We start from the raw sequence: 16139 nt of genomic DNA, 5'->3' as shown, positions 1-16139 counted from the left end.
ACGAGCCCGGACTACGGCGGCTCGGGGTAACACCCCACCGTCAGCCCCACCGTCGCGGCGAGATAGCTGCCGAACGCGATGACGGAACCATCCGCGGCGAACATCCGGATCTCGAGCCCCGTCCCGACCGGTATGGACCGGGAGCCGTGGAATCCGCTGCCCACCAACGATTCCTCGAACACCCGCGCCGCCCGCTCCAGCTGCCCGGCCGGCACGGGCCGATCGGAGAGCAGCGCGGGGAGGAACACCGTGGTGCCCGCCGAGCCGTCGGGCAGTTCGCAGTAACCCGTCGTCCCCCGGGTCGACTGCCGGAACTGCATCTCCGGGAATGCGCGTGACAGGGCGGCGGTCGCGTCGTGCCGGACCCGGGTGTAGTACTCGACGGCACCGGCGCGGTCCGCGGCCACCGGCTCGGGCACGGCGACGGGGAACGGTCCACCCGCGCACCCGGCGACCACCAGCGCCAGCATCGGCACACCGAGCCGCACCCCCCTCATCGCACCACTCGATCCGTGAGCCCGCCGGCGACCGCGGCGACGTTGTACAGGCTCATCGTGCCGTCGTTCAGGTACTCGCTGTGCCCGGTCGAGCCGAGACGCGGCCGGCCGGACGCGTCCGGCCCGGCGTCGCTCGACAGCTGGGTCACCCCGTCGAGGAAACTCGGATCGCCGTCGAACGTGCCGAGGTCCCCGACCGGGTCGCGGTCGGCCTCGACGAGGTACGCCGCGCCCGGTGGCACCCCCAGTTCGGCGACGTCGTCGGTGCCGATGCCCGGGGCGCCGAGGAACACGGCGGCATCCACACCGACGCCCTGCTGCAGCGCCAGCCCGGTGGCGAGAGCGCCGTAGGAGTGACCGACTGCGGTCACGTGCGGATCCCGCTCGGCGCGCAGGCCGTCGAGGAATCCGGCGAGCCGCGGGGCGGCGCGGACCGCGGCGAGGTCGGAGACCGGGCTCGACTCGGTGCGGGCGAGGCCCCAGCCCCATTGCGGCACCTGATAGTTCAGCCAGGTCACGGCGGCGACCGACTCGGCGCCGCGGCCCGCCGCCTGCAGTTGGCGCTCGGTCTCGTCCTTCAGCGCCGCCATCCGGCTGTCGTATCCGGCGAGATGGCCCTGCACGGTGGACCCGGCGCCCGGGGTGAAGACGGTGACGTGGTCGGCGGTGTCGACATCTCCGACCGCCACGGCGGCCATCGCTTCGCGGCCCGAGAGGTCGAGAGTCAGCAACTGCCGTGCCGGCCGGGACAGCGCCACCTCGACGGCGTCGAGCGCGGCGATCTTGTTGCGGGTCTGGGCGAGCCCGGCGTCGGCGTTGCTCGTCAGTCCGCCGAACGGAGCGGCGTCGAGCTGGGCCTGCAAGCGGGCGGCGACCGCCTCGAGCCGGTGCCGTTCGGCCGCCAGCTGCGCGCGGTTGGCCGGGTCCCGCACCGCGGCGGGCACCCCGTCGAGGTTGCCGATCCGCTCGGGCGCCGAGGCGGCGAGCCACGTGCGCTCGCCGTCGTCGAGTCCGGCCCACCATGCCGCCACCTCGGCCGCGGCCGTCCCGGCTGGCGGCACCACGGCGGTGGGTGCGGGTGCAGCGCGCACGGCACCGAAACCGAGCGGACGGGACGCCGGTTCGTGCACCGTCCCGGCGAGATCGGCCGCGGCCCACCGATCGAGCGCCTCGGCCCGGTCGAGGACCGCCCGGATGCGGGCCTCGGCCTCGTGCCGGTGCGAGTCCGCGTCCGGTCCCGGGCCGGCCGTGACGGTTCCGTCGTCCCGCACCGTCAAGGCCCGGTCCCGGGCCCAGCGGGTGGCGTCGTCGAGTTCCGCGCGCAGCGCCCGCAGCCGCGGTGCGCACGATGTCGCGCAGCGGCTCACCTCGCGATACGCGTCGGACCGCCGCGCGATCTGCTCGGCGACGTCACCGATCCGCCGCTCGGCGGCGGCGTGGGCGATGCCCGACCACTGTCCGCCGAACCGTCCGGTGATCTGTGTCCCGATCCGCTCGAGTTCCCCCGCGTGCCGGTCCAGCACCGTGCCGAGACCGTCCAGTGCATCCGGGTCCCACTGCTGCAACTGCCGAAGATCCATCGATCCACCCCCCTGGCGCGGCAGCCTAACCGGCCGCGCGCCCGCCGCGGCGCGATGCGACCCTGCGGCGGGCGAACTGTGGAGAAACGGTCCGGGTGTGGACAACTCGCGACCGGCACGGGCGGCCGGACGCCGTCCGCCCCCGGTGCGTGGCACCGGGGGCGGACGACGAGGACTGCGGCGTCAGATGTCGGAGATCGCCTCGAGCGGCGGGGTGCGCGCGGCGCGCACACCCGGCCACAGGGCGGCGAGCACCCCGACGACGGCCGAGCCGACGAGCATGCCGAGCACCTGTCCCCACGGGACGGCGATTTGGTCGAGGCCCTGATCGGCCAGGGTCCGGACGAAGCCCCAGCCGAACGCCAGACCCAGCACCAGACCGACGACCGCCCCGAACACCGCGATGAGCATCGACTCGAGGTAGATGGTGCGGCGGACCTGGACCCGCTGCATGCCTACCGCGCGGAGCATGCCGATCTCCCGGCGGCGTTCCACGACGGACAGCGCGAGGGTGTTGACGATGCCCAGGATCGCGATGACCACCGCCAGCGCGAGAAGCCCGTAGAGCACGGCGAGCAGGGTGTCGATCTGGGCGGCCTGCTGGCCCTTGAACTGCTCCCGGTCGAGCACCTGCACCACGACGAACTGTTTGGTGGCGTCCTCGAGGGCCGCGCGGATCGCATCCGGGTCGCTGCCGGCCGCGGTGTCGACGAACACCACGAAGTCCGCGCGGGAGGCGGGGGCGGTGAACTCCTGGTAGACCTCCTCGGAGACGACCCACGAGCCGAGCAGCTGGTTGTCGGCGAAGATGCCGCTCACCGTCGTGGCGACGTCCTCGCCGTCGCGGCTGGTGAGGGTGACCACATCGCCGACCCGCCAGCCCTTCTCCGCGGCCGTGGTCTGCGACACCAGCAGGTCGGTGCCGGCGACGTCCTCCCGTCCCTCGACGACGTCGACCTCGAGCACGTCGCCGAGCGGCCCGGACAGCGCGACGCCGAACGTGTCCTCGTCGCCGATGCGCGCCGGGACGCCGTGCATCGCGACGGTCTCCTCCACGCCGTCGGCGCGGGCGGCCGCCGCGGCCGCCCCCACGGGCACCCCGATCATCTGCGGTCCGGTGAGCATGAAGTCGGACTTGACGCCGGTGTCGACGAGCGAGTTGACGCTCGCCTTGGCGGACGCGCCGAACACCCCGATCACGGACACCAGCATCAGGCCCAGGGTCAGGGCGAACGCGGTGGCGGCGGTGCGGCGGGGATTGCGCACCGCGTTGGTGCGCGCGAGCCGGCCCACCGCTCCGAACGGGCGGGCGACGACCGCGCCGAGCCCCGCCACGAACGGCCGCGACAGCGCAGGCGCCGCGAGCAGGACCGCGATGATCAGGGCGAACGCCCCGATGCCGACGGTGGAGGCCGCGCCCCCGCCGGTGCCCTGGGCGCCGACGACGACGACGGCGGCACCGACCACGGCGGCGACGGCCCCGACGACGGTGCGCATCCGCAGCGACTCGACGGTCGCGGTGGACTCCTCCCGCATGGCCGCGACCGGCGCAACCTTGCTCGCGCGACGGGCCGGGGCGTAGGCGCTGACGACGGTGACGACGATGCCGATGAGCAGGGCCACGAGCACGGTCCGCGGTGCGAGCTGCAGGGGACCCGAGGGCAGGCCGACGTCGAACGCGTTGAGCGCGGCGCGCAGCCCGTAGGCCAGGGCCACGCCGCCGACGATGCCGAGGGCGCTGCCCACGACCCCGACGACCAGCGCCTCGAGGGTCACCGACCGGCCCACCTGGCTGCGGCTCGCCCCGATCGCCCGGAGCAGGGCGAGCTCCCGCAGGCGTTGCGCGACGATCATCGAGAAGGTGTTGTAGATGATGAAGGTGCCCACCAGCAGCGCGATCGCGCCGAACGCGAGCAGGAAGTAGTTCAGGAAGCTCAGGGCCTCCTCGATCTCGGTCTTGATCTCCTCGCTCACCTCGGCGCCGGTCTGGACCTTCTGGTCGGGCACGGCGGCGGCGATCCGGTCCCGCAGCTCGTCGGCGGGCACTCCGTCCCCGGCGACGTCGATGTACTGCACGTGGGTGCCGTCGGTGAACAGGGCACGGGCCTGGTTCTCGGTGAACATCGCCCCGACGTAACCGCCGGTGTCGGTCTCGACGTCGTAGATGCCGCTGACCGTGACCGGAACGATCCCGGCCGACGCGGCGAGGATCTTTGTCGGGTCACCGACGGACAGACCGGCGCGTTCGGCGGCGCTCGAGTTGAGCGCGATCTGGCCGTCCGCGGCGGGCGGCCGGCCGGCGACGAACTCGGTGGGATCACCGAGCTGCTGGTCGGGCGGCAGATAGGCGGTCCCCTCGCTGGGGGCACCGCCGGTCTGGATGGCCGCCCCCTCGGAGTCGAGGACGATGACCGGCCCCTCGAACGCCGGCACCACGGTTCGCACACCGGGGACCGCGGAGACGACCGCGACGTCGGAGTCGGGGACGCCGCTCGAGCCCTGCTGTTCGCTGCTGACGCGGACGTCGACGCCCTTGGCGGCGTCGGCGAAGAGGTCGTCGAACGTGCGCTGCAGCGTGTCGGTGAAGACGAAGGAGCCGGTGACGAACGCCGTGCCGAGCACCACGGACAGAACGGTCAGCAGCAGCCGCACCTTGTGGGCGGCGAGGTTGCGCAGGGCAACCCTGCGGATGGGATTCGCGCTCATGGTCGGCTCGCCCCTACTTCGCCGTGGGCACGACGACGGCGTCGAACTGCTTCATCCGGTCGAGGACCGACTCGGCGGTCGGGTCGCGCATCTCGTCGACGATGCGCCCGTCCGCGAGGAACACCACGCGGTCCGCGTAGCTGGCCGCCCGGGGGTCGTGCGTGACGATCACGACGGTCTGCCCGAACTCGTCGACCGCGGCCCGCAGGATCGACATCACCTCACCCGAGGAGCGGGAGTCGAGGTTACCGGTGGGCTCGTCACCGAAGATGATGTCGGGCCGGCCGGCGAGCGCGCGAGCGCACGCCACCCGCTGCTGCTGACCGCCGGACAGCTCCCCCGGCCGGTGATCGAGCCGGTCGCCGAGCCCGAGACGGGTCACGACGGTGTCCAGCCATTCCCGGTCGACCTTGCGACCGGCGATGTCGACGGGCAGCGTGATGTTCTCGAGGGCAGTGAGCGTGGGCACCAGGTTGAACGCCTGGAAGACGAAGCCGATGCGGTCGCGGCGCAACTGGGTCATCTGCTTGTCGGACAGGTCGGTCAGATCGGTGTCCCCGAGGACCACCGCACCGGACGTGGCGGTGTCGAGGCCGGCGAGGCAGTGCATCAGCGTCGACTTCCCCGAACCCGAGGGGCCCATGATGGCGGTGAACTCCCCCGCCGCGAACTCCGCGTTCACCCCGTCGAGGGCGTGGACAGCGGTCTCACCGGTTCCGTAGATCTTGATCAGGTCGATAGCGCGCGCGGCGGTGGCGGTGTGGGCTGGCATGTCCACCATCTTCCTGACTTTTCCGACGAGGCACCATCGGGGACGTCCCGGATTCCTCGGGGCCGGATCTCGGGGTGACGCGCGGCGGGGTGCTGTGGCGGCGCCGCCGGGCGCTACCGTCGAGATCATGCGGATAGGAGCACACGTCCGGCAGGACGACGATCCGATCGGCCGCGGCGAACGATACGGCGCAGACCTGGTGCAACTGTTCCTCGGCGAGCCCCAGGGGTGGACGAAGCCGGGCACGCATCCCCGGCAGGAGCAGATCCGTGCGTCGGATGTCGCGGTGGTGGTGCACGCCCCCTACGTGATCAACGTCGCCAGCACGAACAACCGGTTGCGGATGCCGTCGCGCAAGGCCGTGGCCGAGCACGCGGAGGCGGCCGCCCGGATCGGCGCCTTCGGCCTGGTGGTGCACGGCGGCCACGTCCGGTCCGGGGAGGAGATCGCGGCGGGGGTGGAGAACTGGCGCAAGTTGTTCGAGCGGCAGGAGGACAAGGGCGGGTTCGCGGTACCCGTCCTGATCGAGAACACCGCGGGCGGCGACTTCGCGATGGCGCGGCACGTGGATGCCATCGCCCGGTTGTGGGACGCCGTCGGCGACTACGACGTCGGCTTCTGCCTCGACACCTGCCACGCCTGGGCGGGCGGCGAGGACCTCGTCGACGTCGTGGAACGGGTCCGGGCCGCGACCGGCCGGATCGACCTGGTCCACCTGAACAATTCCCGCGACGGCTTCGGCTCCGGCCGGGACCGCCACGCCGGCATCACCTCCGGCACGATCGATCCCGACCTGTTGGTGGCCGTGTGCCGGGCGGCGGACGCCCCGGTCGTCCTCGAAACCCCGGCGGAGGGAATTGCCGAGGACATCGCCTACCTGCGCGAACTCCTGGAGTGAGGCCCGCTTCCCGGAAACCGCTCCGTCACAGCCGTAACATCTTCCCCATGAAGCACGCCCGGATCGCCGTCGTCGCCCTCGCCCTGGTCCTCGCGGGCTGCTCGGACGCCGACAGCCCTGCGCCGTCCGCGTCGGCGAGCACCGCCACCTCGTCCGTCCCGTCCGGGTCCTCGTCGGGGTCGACGGACTCGTCGCGTGAGGAGCCCGCCCCCACCGACGCGGCGGACAAGACGTCACCCGCCTCGGCGGACGCGAAGCTGACCGTCACCGAGATCCGCACCGGCCGGCACGAGAACTTCGACCGGGTCGTGTACGAGATGGGCGGGACCGGCACCCCGGGATGGCGCGTCGGCTACGTCGACCGGGCGGTGCAGGACGGCAGCGGCAACGACGTGACCGTCGCGGGCGGCGCGATCCTGCAGGTGCTCATCGACGGGTCCGCGTACCCGTTCGACAGCGGTGTCGAGCCCTACTCCGGCCCGAACCCGGTGCTCGCGCAGCCGGGCGGCTCGGTCGTCGAGGTCAACGGCTCCGGGGTGTTCGAGGGCGTGACCCAGTCGTTCATCGGCGTCGCCGAGCCGAACACCCCGTTCGACGTGTACACGCTGACGAACCCGACCCGGCTGGTCGTAGACGTCGCGCGCTGATCCCGCGGTTCAGACCCGGCCGGGCGGGAAGCCGCCCGTCGCCACGGGACCCCAGTCGTCGACGGTGATGCGGATCAGGGACTTGCCCTGCGTGCGCATGGCCTCCCGGTACTCGTCCCAGTCGGGGTGCTCCCCGGCGACGGCGCGGAAGTACTCGACCAGCGGCTCGACCGAATCCGGCAGGTGGATCACCTCGGCGGTGCCGTCGATCTGGACGTACGGGCCGTTCCAGTCGTCGGAGTGGATCATGATCGACACGGCCGGGCGGCGGCGGATGTTCACGACCTTGGCGCGTTCCGGGTAGGTCGCGATCACGATGCGGCCGGCGTCGTCGAGCCCGCACGTGACCGGGGACATCTGCAGCCGGCCGTCGGACCGGGTGGTGACCAGCGTGCCGCGGTGACGCGGGCGGACGAACTCGAGCAACCGGTCACGGTCCACGCGGTCTGCGGTTGCGATCTTCGGTGCCATGCTCCCGACCCTACGTCCGCGGCCGCGACGACGACGAGCCTTCCTGTCGGAGTGGCCGGGCAGAATTCCCCCGGCGGGACGCGACCGCGCCGACGGATCCGGTGGTGACGACACGGTCGCGTGGCCCCGCGCGACCTACCCTTGACCTCGAGTCCACTCGAGGTTCTACGGTCGGGCGACCGACTTCAGGAGGCTCCCCACATGAGCATGGAAGTGACCGCGTGGAACGCGATGTACAACGCGATGCACGCGCAGAGCGACCGGCGCCCGTTCTCGCGCGCCAGCCTGCGCCGGATCGCCGAGTTCGCCCGCCCCCACCGCCGCAACATCGGCATGTACCTGCTGCTGAGCGTCGTGATCGCCGCGCTCGGAGTGGCCACCCCCGTGTTGGCCGGCCGAGTGATCGATGCGATCGTCGACCGCGCCGACCTCTCGGTGATCACGTGGCTGGCGGTGCTGATCGCCGCGATCGCGCTCGTCGAGGCCGGCCTGGGGATCCTGAACCGCTGGCTGTCCGCGAGTATCGGCGAGGACCTGATCCTCGACCTGCGCACCACCGTGTTCGACCATGTGCAGCGCATGCCCGTCGCGTTCTTCACCCGCACCCGCACCGGCGCCCTCGTCAGCCGGCTCAACAGCGACGTGATCGGTGCCCAGCGGGCCTTCAGCGACACCCTCTCCGGGGTGGTCGGCAACCTCGTCACCCTCGCGATCACGCTGGTGGTGATGATCGGCATCTCGTGGCAGATCACGCTGCTCGCGCTGCTGCTGCTGCCGATCTTCGTGGTGCCCGCCCGGCACATGGGCGTACGACTCGCCCGACTGAATCGTGAAGCAGCCAACCACAATTCGATGATGAGCACCCAGATGACGGAGCGGTTCTCCGCGCCCGGGGCGACGCTGGTGAAGCTGTTCGGACGCCCGTCGCAGGAATCGTCGGAGTTCGCCGTCCGGGCCCGCCGGGTGCGCGACATCGGGGTGAAGACGGCGATGCTGCAGTCGGTGTTCGTCACCGCTCTGACGCTCGTGTCCGCCCTCGCGCTGGCCCTGGTCTACGGCCTCGGCGGCTTCTACGCGCTGCGCGGACAACTCGAGCCGGGCGCCGTCGTGGCGATGGCGATGCTGCTCACGCGGCTGTACTCGCCGCTGACCGCGCTCGCGAGCGCCCGCGTCGACGTGATGAGCGCGATGGTGAGCTTCGAGCGGGTCTTCGAGGTGCTCGACCTGCGGCCGCTGATCCAGGAGGCGCCCGACGCCCGCCCCGTCCCCGACGGTCCGGTCGCCGTCGAGTTCCGGCACGTGGACTTCGCGTACCCCTCCGCCGACAAGGTCTCGCTGGCCTCGCTGGAGGAGGTGGCCACCCTCGACACCCGCGGCGGCGCACCGGTCCTGCACGACGTGAGCTTCCGGGCCGCGCCCGGGCAGATGGTGGCCCTGGTGGGTTCCTCCGGCGCCGGCAAGTCCACCATCGCGCAGCTGGTGCCGCGGCTCTACGACACCGACGCCGGATCCGTGCTGCTCGGCGACGTCGACGTGCGCCGGCTGACGACCGCCTCGATCCGCGGCGCCGTCGGCATGGTGACCCAGGACGGGCACCTGTTCCACGACACCGTGCGGGCGAACCTGCTCCTGGCTCGCCCGGAGGCGACCGAGGACGAGTTGTGGGACGTACTGCACCGGGCCCGGCTCACCGAGCTGATCCGCTCCCTTCCCGACGGCCTGGACACCGTCGTCGGCGAACGCGGGTACCGGCTCTCCGGGGGTGAACGCCAGCGGCTGACCATCGCGCGCCTGCTGCTCGCCCATCCGCGGGTGGTGATCCTCGACGAGGCCACCGCGCACCTGGACTCGACCTCGGAGGCCGCCGTGCAGGAGGCGCTCACGGAGGCGCTGGCCGGCCGGACGGCGGTGGTGATCGCGCACCGGTTGTCGACGGTCCGCGCGGCGGACCTCATCCTCGTGGTCGAGGACGGCCGCATCGTCGAGCGCGGCACCCACGCCGAACTGCTTGCCGCCGACGGCCGCTACGGCGAGCTGTACCGCACCCAGTTCGCCGATTCAGGACCGAAGATGTCCGCAATGGCCCCGACACTGGGCACATGACGACGAACGAGACCGACCTGCTGCTCCTCCTGCTCGACACTCAGCGCACCGCGTTCCGCAATGCGCTGTCCGGCATGACCGAGGACCAGGCCCGCAGTGCACCCAGCGCCTCGACGATGAGCCTGGCCTCACTGCTGAACCATGTGATCGACGGCGAGGTCGCGGCCGCCGACCGCATCTCCGGAACCGAGTCCCGCGACCCCGACCCCGTCGCGGCCTGGACGGCCGGGTGGGAGGTGCGCGACGACGAGACCGTCGCGGGTCAGCTCGCCCGGCTCGACACCGTCGCAGCTCGCTTCGCCGACGTGCTGCGGGCGGAGCCGGACCTCGGCCGGGTGGTGGACCTGCCGGAGAGCATCGCCCGCTGGCTGGACCAGGGCGTGCCGCTGAGTGTCCGCTTCCTGGTCCTGCACCAGATCGAGGAATGGGCCCGGCACGCCGGCCACGCCGACATCATCCGCGAATCCGTCGACGGGGCCACCGCCGACGTCCTGGCGGGCCGGGTCCGGTAGCCGGCACCGGCGAACCCGGACGGCGCCCCGCAGCCGCGATAGGCTGCCCGTAGGCACCACTGCCCGGGCGCCCCGGCGCCGTCGCCGCGAGATCCTGGAGGCCTGTCGCGTGACCGGACAACAGACCAGCACGGGCGCTGCGGGCGCCGCTCAGCACCCGATGTTCGAGAAGGTGGCGCGGGCCGGACAGGCCGCGAGCGGGGTGGTGCACCTGCTGATCGCGTACGTCGTGATCCAGGTTGCATTCGGCGATCCGGCCAGCGCCGATCAGTCCGGCGCGCTCCGCCAGCTCGCCGCCCAGCCCGGCGGCAGGATCGTCCTGTGGGTCCTGGCCGTGACGCTCACCGCCCTGGCGGTGTGGCGCCTGGTCGAAGCCGCGGTGGGCAAACGCTCGGACCTCGAGAAGCCCTCGGCCCTGGACCGGGTCAAGACCCTCGGGGTCGCTGTGGCCTACCTGGCGCTGGCGCTGACCGCGTTCCAGTTCGCGCGGGGCAGCGGCAAGTCGAGCAGTGAGCAGAACGCCGGATTGAGCGCCCGGTTGATGCAGTCCGGCGGCGGCAAGGTCCTGCTCGTCGCGGCCGGTCTGGTGATCATCGGCATCGGCGCCTACCACGTCTACAAGGGCGCGGCGAAGAAGTTCCTCGACGACCTGCACCGCGGGCGGCTGCCCCGGTACGCCGAGCCGCTCGGTGTCGTCGGGTACGTCGCGAAGGGCCTGGCGATCGCCGGTGCCGGCGTCCTGGTCCTCGTCGCGACGTTCACCGCCGACCCGTCCAAGGCGACGGGACTGGACGGTGCCCTCAAGACGCTGGGCACCGCCCCGTTCGGTCAGATCCTGCTCGTCGCGGCCGGTCTCGGCATCGCCGCGTACGGCGTGTACTGCTTCGTCCTGGCGCGGTACGGGAAGATGTGAGTCTCGCGGGCGCGCTCAGGCGCGCCCGCGATCACCACCGGTGCCCTCAGTCGCGCCCGCGATAGCCGCCGGTGCCGTGTCCACCGGACTGCCCGCGCTCGCCCGAGCGTTCCCGGAAGCCACGGTGCGGCTTGTCGCCGCGCCCGCCGAAGTCCTTGCCGCGGCCGCCGCGATCGCCCCAGTCCTTCTTGCCGCCGTACTCCCTGCGCTCACCCTGGCGGCGCTCCCCGCGGTCGTCGCGCGGACGGTAGGACGACGGGCGGCCCGACGGGGCCCCGCTGTCGGGCTGCAGCTGGATCAGCACACCCGAGATGCGGGTGCCCCGCAACGCCTCGAGCGTCTCCGGCGACAGGTCCTTCGGCAGCTCGACGAGGCTGTGATCCGGGCGGATGCTGATGTGCCCGAAGTCGCTGCGGCGCAGGCCGCCCTCGTTGGCGATGGCGCCGACGATCGCGCCGGGCACCACGCGGTGGCGCTTGCCCACGGCGATGCGGTAGGTGACCAGTTCCTGCCCGTCCCGCCCGACACGGGACGCACCGTCGTCGTCGAACCGGCGCGGCGGCCGCTCCCGCGGCTCGCGTTCGCGCCGCGGCGGTGCCACGGGCTCGGGTTCGGCCTCCATGAGGAACGACTCCCCGTCGCGGGAGAGCACCGCGAGCGCCGCCGCGATGTCGGCGAGAGGCACGTCGTGCTCGCGCTCGTAGTCCTCGACGAATCGCCGGAACAACGCCAGATGGTCGGAGGTGAGCGCCTCGGTGATGGAGTCGTTGAACTTCTCGACGCGCTGGGCGTTGACATCCTCCACCGACGGCAGCTGGATCTCGGTGAGCGGCTGCCGGGTGGCCCGCTCGATCGCCTTGAGCAGGTGCCGCTCGCGGGGGGCGACGAACAGGAGCGCGTCACCGCTGCGGCCGGCCCGGCCGGTGCGGCCGATGCGGTGCACGTAGGACTCGGTGTCGTGCGGGATGTCGTAGTTCACGACGTGGCTGATGCGGTCGACGTCCAGGCCGCGGGCCGCGACGTCCGTCGCGACGAGGATGTCCAGCGCGCCGCTCTTGAGCTGCCCGATGGTGCGTTCGCGCTGGGCCTGGACGATGTCGCCGTTGATCGCGGCGGCCGAGAAGCCCCGGGCCCGCAGCCGCTCCGCGAGGTCCTCGGTGGCCTGCTTCGTCCGGACGAAGATGATCATCGCCTCGAACTGCTCGACCTCGAGAATCCGGGTCAGGGCGTCGAGCTTGCGCTGGTGCGACACGAGCACCCAGCGCTGGGAGATGTTCGCCGACGTCGTCGTCTTCGACTTGACCGTGATCTCGACCGGGTCGTGCAGATACTGCTTGGACAACCGGCGGATGGCGCCCGGCATGGTCGCCGAGAACAGCGCGACCTGCTTGCTCTCGGGGGTGTCGGCGAGGATCCGCTCGACGTCCTCCTGGAAGCCCATGGTGAGCATCTCGTCGGCCTCGTCGAGCACGAGGAACTCGAGCTCGGAGATGTCGAGGGTGCCCTTGGCGAGGTGATCGATCACACGTCCGGGCGTGCCCACGATGACCTGCGCGCCCCGGCGCAGCCCGGACAGCTGCACGCCGTAGCTCTGGCCGCCGTAGATGGGCAGCACGTGCAGACCCGGGATGTGCGCCGAATACTTGCCGAAAGCCTCGGCGACCTGCAGGGCGAGCTCGCGGGTGGGCGCCAGGATCAGCGCCTGGGGCCGCTTCACCGCGGTGTCGATCCGCGACAGGATCGGCACCGCGAACGCGGCGGTCTTGCCGGTACCGGTCTGCGCGAGACCGACGACGTCGCGCCCCTCCAGCAGCGGCGGGATGGTGGCCGCCTGGATCGGCGACGGGTTCTCGTAGCCCACATCCGAAAGCGCCTGCAGCACACGGGCGTCGATGTCGAGATCGGCGAACGTGGGGGTGGCGGTGTCGGCTTCGGGGTCTTGCACAGTATCACTCATTTGACCTGCAGTTTATCGGATGGACGGCCATGACCCCTCCACAGCGCCCGGACGGGGGTCCCCGACCACCCTATCCGCCCGCCGAACCCGGCGCCGTCGCCGCCAGATGGCGGGCCCACAGCCGCAGCGCCGGCCGCACCGGCGGGTACTCGAGTCCGTGCCGGCGGGCGAGGGCGGCGGTGGACGCCGTCGGGTAGGTGTCGGCGCTGAGAAAGCTCAGGGTCTCCTTCTCCGCACCGGTCACGCGGGACGGCAGCGCCCGCAGCACCGCCACGGGTATCCGCCGGCGTGGTGCGGGGACGCCGAGTTCGTCGGCGAGCAGGGCGACGAGTTCGGGCAGCGGAGGGGTGGCCTCGTCGAGGACCCAGTAGGCCTGCCCCACCGTCTCCGGATCGCGCGGCACCAGCGCCAGGAACCGGGCCAGATGGTCGACGGTGACGACGGGCAGCACGGTGCGCCGGGAGCCGGGCACGGCGCGCAGCTGCCCGCGGGCGAGTTGCACGACCAGCTCCGCGAGACCGAGGTACTGATCGGCCGCCCCGGTGCGGGAGTCGCCGATCACCGTCCCGGGATTGACGACCGTGAGGGGCACCCCGAGTTCGGCGGCGAGTGCACGCACCACCGCGTCGGCTTCGATCTTCGACGCCTCGTACGCGCCGAACCTGCGGTAGGTGCGCCGCCGGTGCCGTCGGGGCCACGGCGCCGGCACGGCCGGGTACGCCGCGACCCGGTAGCCGCTGACGTGCACGAGCCGGCGCGCGCCCGCCACCGCCGCGAATCGGGTGATCTTCGCCGCCAGAACGACGTTCACCTCCCGCGCCGCGTGCGCGGTCATCCCGAAGGCGAACGCGGCGGCCAGGTTGTAGACGTCACGCACGTCCGCCGGCGCGGGATCGAGGGCGAGCTCGGCGGCGTCCGGGTCGAACACGTGGACCGAGAGCCGGTCGAGCGGCACCCCGTCGGCGGCGAGCCGGTCGCGCAGGCGTGCCCCGGACTCCGCCGAACGCACCGCGGCGACGACGAGGACGTCCCCGTCGGGGCCGGTGAGCAGGTCCCGCAGCAGTCCGCGGCCGAGGAACCCCGTCGCCCCGAAGACCACCGCGGCGCTCATCGTCCGGCTCCGACGAGGTCGAGTGCGACCGCGCGGGCGTCCGCGAGGGGGGCCACGTCGTGCCGGGCACGGGCGACGGTGGTGGCGCCCTCGACGAGGCTGACGATCACCCCGGCGAGCCGGGCGGCATCGGGTACCCCGTCGCGGGCGAGCACGCGCTCGAGGATCACGCGCCACGATTCGTAGACGCGGGCGCAGCTCTGCTGCAGCACAGGGTTGTCGGCGGCGGCGTCGACGGCGACGGCGACCACGGCGCAGCCGGCCGCGAACCCGGACCCCTCGAGCCGGGCCGCGAGGTCGTCGAACACCGCGGCGACGATCTCGGCGGCGGTCCGCCCCTCGGCCAGCAGCTCCTCGAGCAGGCCGGTGAACTCCGCGCCCACCCGGTCCAGGGCCGCCACGACGAGTTCGTCCTTGCCGCCGGGGAAGTGGAAGTACACCGAGCCGCGCGGCGCCCCGGAGGCGTCGGTGATGCGGCCCAGCCCGGTGCCGTGGTAGCCGCGGGACTGGATCAGATCCAGCGTGGTGTCGATCATGCGCGCCTTCGTGCGCGCTCCCTTGGTGGTCACCCCTAAATAATAGACCGGTCTACATATTTCTGTCGATGCCGACGGACCTGGCGCGACAGCCCGCATGCGACGGAAGGCACACTGAACCCGTTCCACTCTCGTAAGACGAAAGGACCGTCCGGTGTCGGAGCCCGTCAGCATTCCCACCCACTGGTACAACATCGCGGGAGATCTGCCCGACGCTCCGCCGCCGCACCTGCATCCCGGCACGAGGGAGCCGGTCACGGCCGCCGATCTCGAACCGCTGTTCGCCGCGGGGCTGATCGAACAGGAGCTCTCCACCGAGACCGACATCGCGATCCCCGAGCCCGTCCGGGAGGCGTACGCGACCTACCGCACCACGCCGCTGCTGCGGGCCCGGTCCTTCGAGCGGGCGCTCGGCACCGCCGCCCGCATCTACGTCAAGTACGAGGGCGTGAGCCCGGTGGGCAGCCACAAGACGAATTCGGCTCTCGCGCAGGCGTACTACAACTCCGTCGACGGCGTGAAGAAGCTCACCACCGAGACCGGCGCCGGCCAGTGGGGCAGCGCCCTGTCGTTCGCATGCGCCAAGTTCGGCATCGACCTCGAGGTGTGGCAGGTGCGCGCCTCGTACGAGTCCAAGCCGTACCGCAGGCACCTCATCGAGGTGTACGGCGGCACCGTGCACTCGAGCCCGTCGGACCTCACCGCGTCCGGCCGCAAGGTCCTCGACGAGCAGCCGGACACCCCCGGCTCGCTGGGCATCGCCGTGTCCGAGGCTGTCGAGGTCGCCGCCGGCGATCCCGCCGCCCGGTATGCGCTCGGCAGCGTGCTCAACCACGTCGTGCTGCACCAGACCGTGATCGGCCTCGAGGCCGTCGAGCAACTGCGTGCCGCCGGCGAGGAGCAGGCCGACGTCGTGTTCGGGTGCGCCGGCGGCGGCTCCAACCTCGCGGGTCTGTCGTTCCCGTTCCTGCGCGAGGTGCTGCACGGCCGTGCCACCACCCGGGTGGTGGCGGCCGAGCCCGCCGCGTGCCCGTCCATCACGCGCGGCGAGTACCGCTACGACCACGGCGACATCGTGGGCCTGACCCCGCTGCTCAAGATGCACACCCTCGGTCAGGATTTCATTCCCGATCCCATCCACGCCGGTGGGCTGCGCTATCACGGCATGGCGCCACTGCTGAGTCACACCGTCGAACTGGGATACGTGCAGGGCACAGCCGTGGCGCAGACCGACGCCTTCGGTGCGGCGGTCGAGTTCGCCCGCACCGAGGGCATCGTGCCGGCCCCCGAGTCGGCCCACGCGATCGCGGCGGCCGCCGAGTACGCGCGGACCGTGACCGAACCCGAGGTGATCGTGATCGGGCTGTCGGGGCACGGGCAGCTCGACCTGCCGGCCTACGCCGCCTACCTGCACGGCGAGCTCGGATAGCAGCTCG

Annotated in this window: 14 protein-coding genes; 6 read left to right on the top strand and 8 right to left on the bottom strand. The window is 72.2% G+C overall.

Going from position 1 to position 16139, the window contains the following annotated elements:
- Positions 1-11 precede the first annotated feature (11 nt).
- From LZP97_RS03115 to LZP97_RS03100, 4 genes are all read right to left on the bottom strand, one after another.
- Positions 12-497 (bottom strand): hypothetical protein, encoded by a 486-nt coding sequence (locus LZP97_RS03115; RefSeq protein ID WP_172603667.1) that lies wholly within the window; start codon positions 495-497, stop codon positions 12-14.
- A complete protein-coding gene (locus tag LZP97_RS03110; RefSeq protein WP_048771715.1) occupies positions 494-2077 on the bottom strand; it encodes an alpha/beta hydrolase in 1584 nt (527 codons plus the stop codon). The genes LZP97_RS03115 and LZP97_RS03110 overlap by 4 nt, the downstream gene beginning before the upstream one ends.
- 183 nt (positions 2078-2260) lie before the next feature.
- The gene (locus LZP97_RS03105) at positions 2261-4783 is read right to left on the bottom strand and encodes an ABC transporter permease (protein ID WP_017681746.1); all 2523 of its coding nucleotides are present in this window, start codon (positions 4781-4783) and stop codon (positions 2261-2263) included.
- A 13-nt stretch (positions 4784-4796) separates the two neighbouring features.
- A complete protein-coding gene (locus tag LZP97_RS03100; protein WP_026138003.1) occupies positions 4797-5555 on the bottom strand; it encodes an ABC transporter ATP-binding protein in 759 nt (252 codons plus the stop codon).
- Between the two features lie 127 nt (positions 5556-5682).
- On the opposite strand from LZP97_RS03100, the gene LZP97_RS03095 reads away from it, so the two are divergent.
- A complete protein-coding gene (locus LZP97_RS03095; protein ID WP_026138002.1) occupies positions 5683-6453 on the top strand; it encodes a deoxyribonuclease IV in 771 nt (256 codons plus the stop codon).
- A 47-nt stretch (positions 6454-6500) separates the two neighbouring features.
- The gene (locus tag LZP97_RS03090; RefSeq protein WP_010592384.1) at positions 6501-7100 is read left to right on the top strand and encodes an AMIN-like domain-containing (lipo)protein; all 600 of its coding nucleotides are present in this window, start codon (positions 6501-6503) and stop codon (positions 7098-7100) included.
- A 9-nt stretch (positions 7101-7109) separates the two neighbouring features.
- Here the strand turns inward: LZP97_RS03090 and LZP97_RS03085 are convergent, their stop codons facing one another.
- Positions 7110-7571: a PPOX class F420-dependent oxidoreductase gene (locus LZP97_RS03085; protein ID WP_010592385.1), complete on the bottom strand. Its 462-nt coding sequence runs from the start codon at positions 7569-7571 to the stop codon at positions 7110-7112.
- Between the two features lie 201 nt (positions 7572-7772).
- On the opposite strand from LZP97_RS03085, the gene LZP97_RS03080 reads away from it, so the two are divergent.
- The 3 genes from LZP97_RS03080 to LZP97_RS03070 all read left to right on the top strand — a co-directional run bounded on the left by LZP97_RS03080 (position 7773) and on the right by LZP97_RS03070 (position 11099).
- Positions 7773-9674, top strand: coding sequence for an ABC transporter ATP-binding protein (locus LZP97_RS03080; protein WP_017681744.1), 1902 nt, complete (start codon positions 7773-7775; stop codon positions 9672-9674).
- Positions 9671-10186, top strand: coding sequence for a mycothiol transferase (locus tag LZP97_RS03075; protein ID WP_010592388.1), 516 nt, complete (start codon positions 9671-9673; stop codon positions 10184-10186). The genes LZP97_RS03080 and LZP97_RS03075 overlap by 4 nt, the downstream gene beginning before the upstream one ends.
- A gap of 109 nt (positions 10187-10295) precedes the next feature.
- Entirely contained in the window at positions 10296-11099 is an 804-nt protein-coding gene (locus tag LZP97_RS03070) for a DUF1206 domain-containing protein (RefSeq protein WP_010592389.1), read from the top strand.
- 46 nt (positions 11100-11145) lie between these two features.
- Here LZP97_RS03070 and LZP97_RS03065 read toward each other — a convergent pair whose 3' ends face one another.
- The 3 genes from LZP97_RS03065 to LZP97_RS03055 all read right to left on the bottom strand — a co-directional run bounded on the left by LZP97_RS03065 (position 11146) and on the right by LZP97_RS03055 (position 14736).
- Positions 11146-13056, bottom strand: a complete 1911-nt coding sequence (locus LZP97_RS03065) for a DEAD/DEAH box helicase (protein ID WP_082752451.1) — start codon at positions 13054-13056, stop codon at positions 11146-11148.
- A gap of 70 nt (positions 13057-13126) precedes the next feature.
- The gene (locus LZP97_RS03060; RefSeq protein ID WP_040275623.1) at positions 13127-14167 is read right to left on the bottom strand and encodes an SDR family oxidoreductase; all 1041 of its coding nucleotides are present in this window, start codon (positions 14165-14167) and stop codon (positions 13127-13129) included.
- Positions 14164-14736, bottom strand: a complete 573-nt coding sequence (locus LZP97_RS03055) for a TetR/AcrR family transcriptional regulator (protein ID WP_029539871.1) — start codon at positions 14734-14736, stop codon at positions 14164-14166. Before LZP97_RS03055 ends, LZP97_RS03060 begins: the two co-directional genes overlap by 4 nt.
- Positions 14737-14857: 121 nt before the next feature.
- Here LZP97_RS03055 and LZP97_RS03050 point away from each other — a divergent pair, with 121 nt between their 5' ends.
- Complete coding sequence (locus LZP97_RS03050; RefSeq protein ID WP_040275616.1) at positions 14858-16132, top strand: TrpB-like pyridoxal phosphate-dependent enzyme; 1275 nt, start codon at positions 14858-14860, stop codon at positions 16130-16132.
- Positions 16133-16139 lie beyond the last annotated feature (7 nt).

Source organism: Rhodococcus sp. DMF-1 (assembly GCF_021441945.1).
Classification (GTDB): domain Bacteria; phylum Actinomycetota; class Actinomycetes; order Mycobacteriales; family Mycobacteriaceae; genus Rhodococcus; species Rhodococcus ruber.
Note: the sequence above shows the minus strand (reverse complement) of the source record. Positions and strands in the feature narration are given on the sequence as shown.

Bases quoted from the DNA above. Each gene is read 5' to 3' on its own strand.
- LZP97_RS03090 (WP_010592384.1), top strand. From the start codon at position 6,501: ATGAAGCACGCCCGGATCGCCGTCGTCGCCCTCGCCCTGGTCCTCGCG.
- LZP97_RS03095 (WP_026138002.1), top strand. From the start codon at position 5,683: ATGCGGATAGGAGCACACGTCCGGCAGGACGACGATCCGATCGGCCGC.
- LZP97_RS03110 (WP_048771715.1), bottom strand. From the start codon at position 2,077: ATGGATCTTCGGCAGTTGCAGCAGTGGGACCCGGATGCACTGGACGGT.
- LZP97_RS03105 (WP_017681746.1), bottom strand. From the start codon at position 4,783: ATGAGCGCGAATCCCATCCGCAGGGTTGCCCTGCGCAACCTCGCCGCC.
- LZP97_RS03075 (WP_010592388.1), top strand. From the start codon at position 9,671: ATGACGACGAACGAGACCGACCTGCTGCTCCTCCTGCTCGACACTCAG.
- LZP97_RS03080 (WP_017681744.1), top strand. From the start codon at position 7,773: ATGAGCATGGAAGTGACCGCGTGGAACGCGATGTACAACGCGATGCAC.
- LZP97_RS03065 (WP_082752451.1), bottom strand. From the start codon at position 13,056: ATGAGTGATACTGTGCAAGACCCCGAAGCCGACACCGCCACCCCCACG.
- LZP97_RS03060 (WP_040275623.1), bottom strand. From the start codon at position 14,167: ATGAGCGCCGCGGTGGTCTTCGGGGCGACGGGGTTCCTCGGCCGCGGA.
- LZP97_RS03100 (WP_026138003.1), bottom strand. From the start codon at position 5,555: ATGCCAGCCCACACCGCCACCGCCGCGCGCGCTATCGACCTGATCAAG.
- LZP97_RS03085 (WP_010592385.1), bottom strand. From the start codon at position 7,571: ATGGCACCGAAGATCGCAACCGCAGACCGCGTGGACCGTGACCGGTTG.
- LZP97_RS03115 (WP_172603667.1), bottom strand. From the start codon at position 497: ATGAGGGGGGTGCGGCTCGGTGTGCCGATGCTGGCGCTGGTGGTCGCC.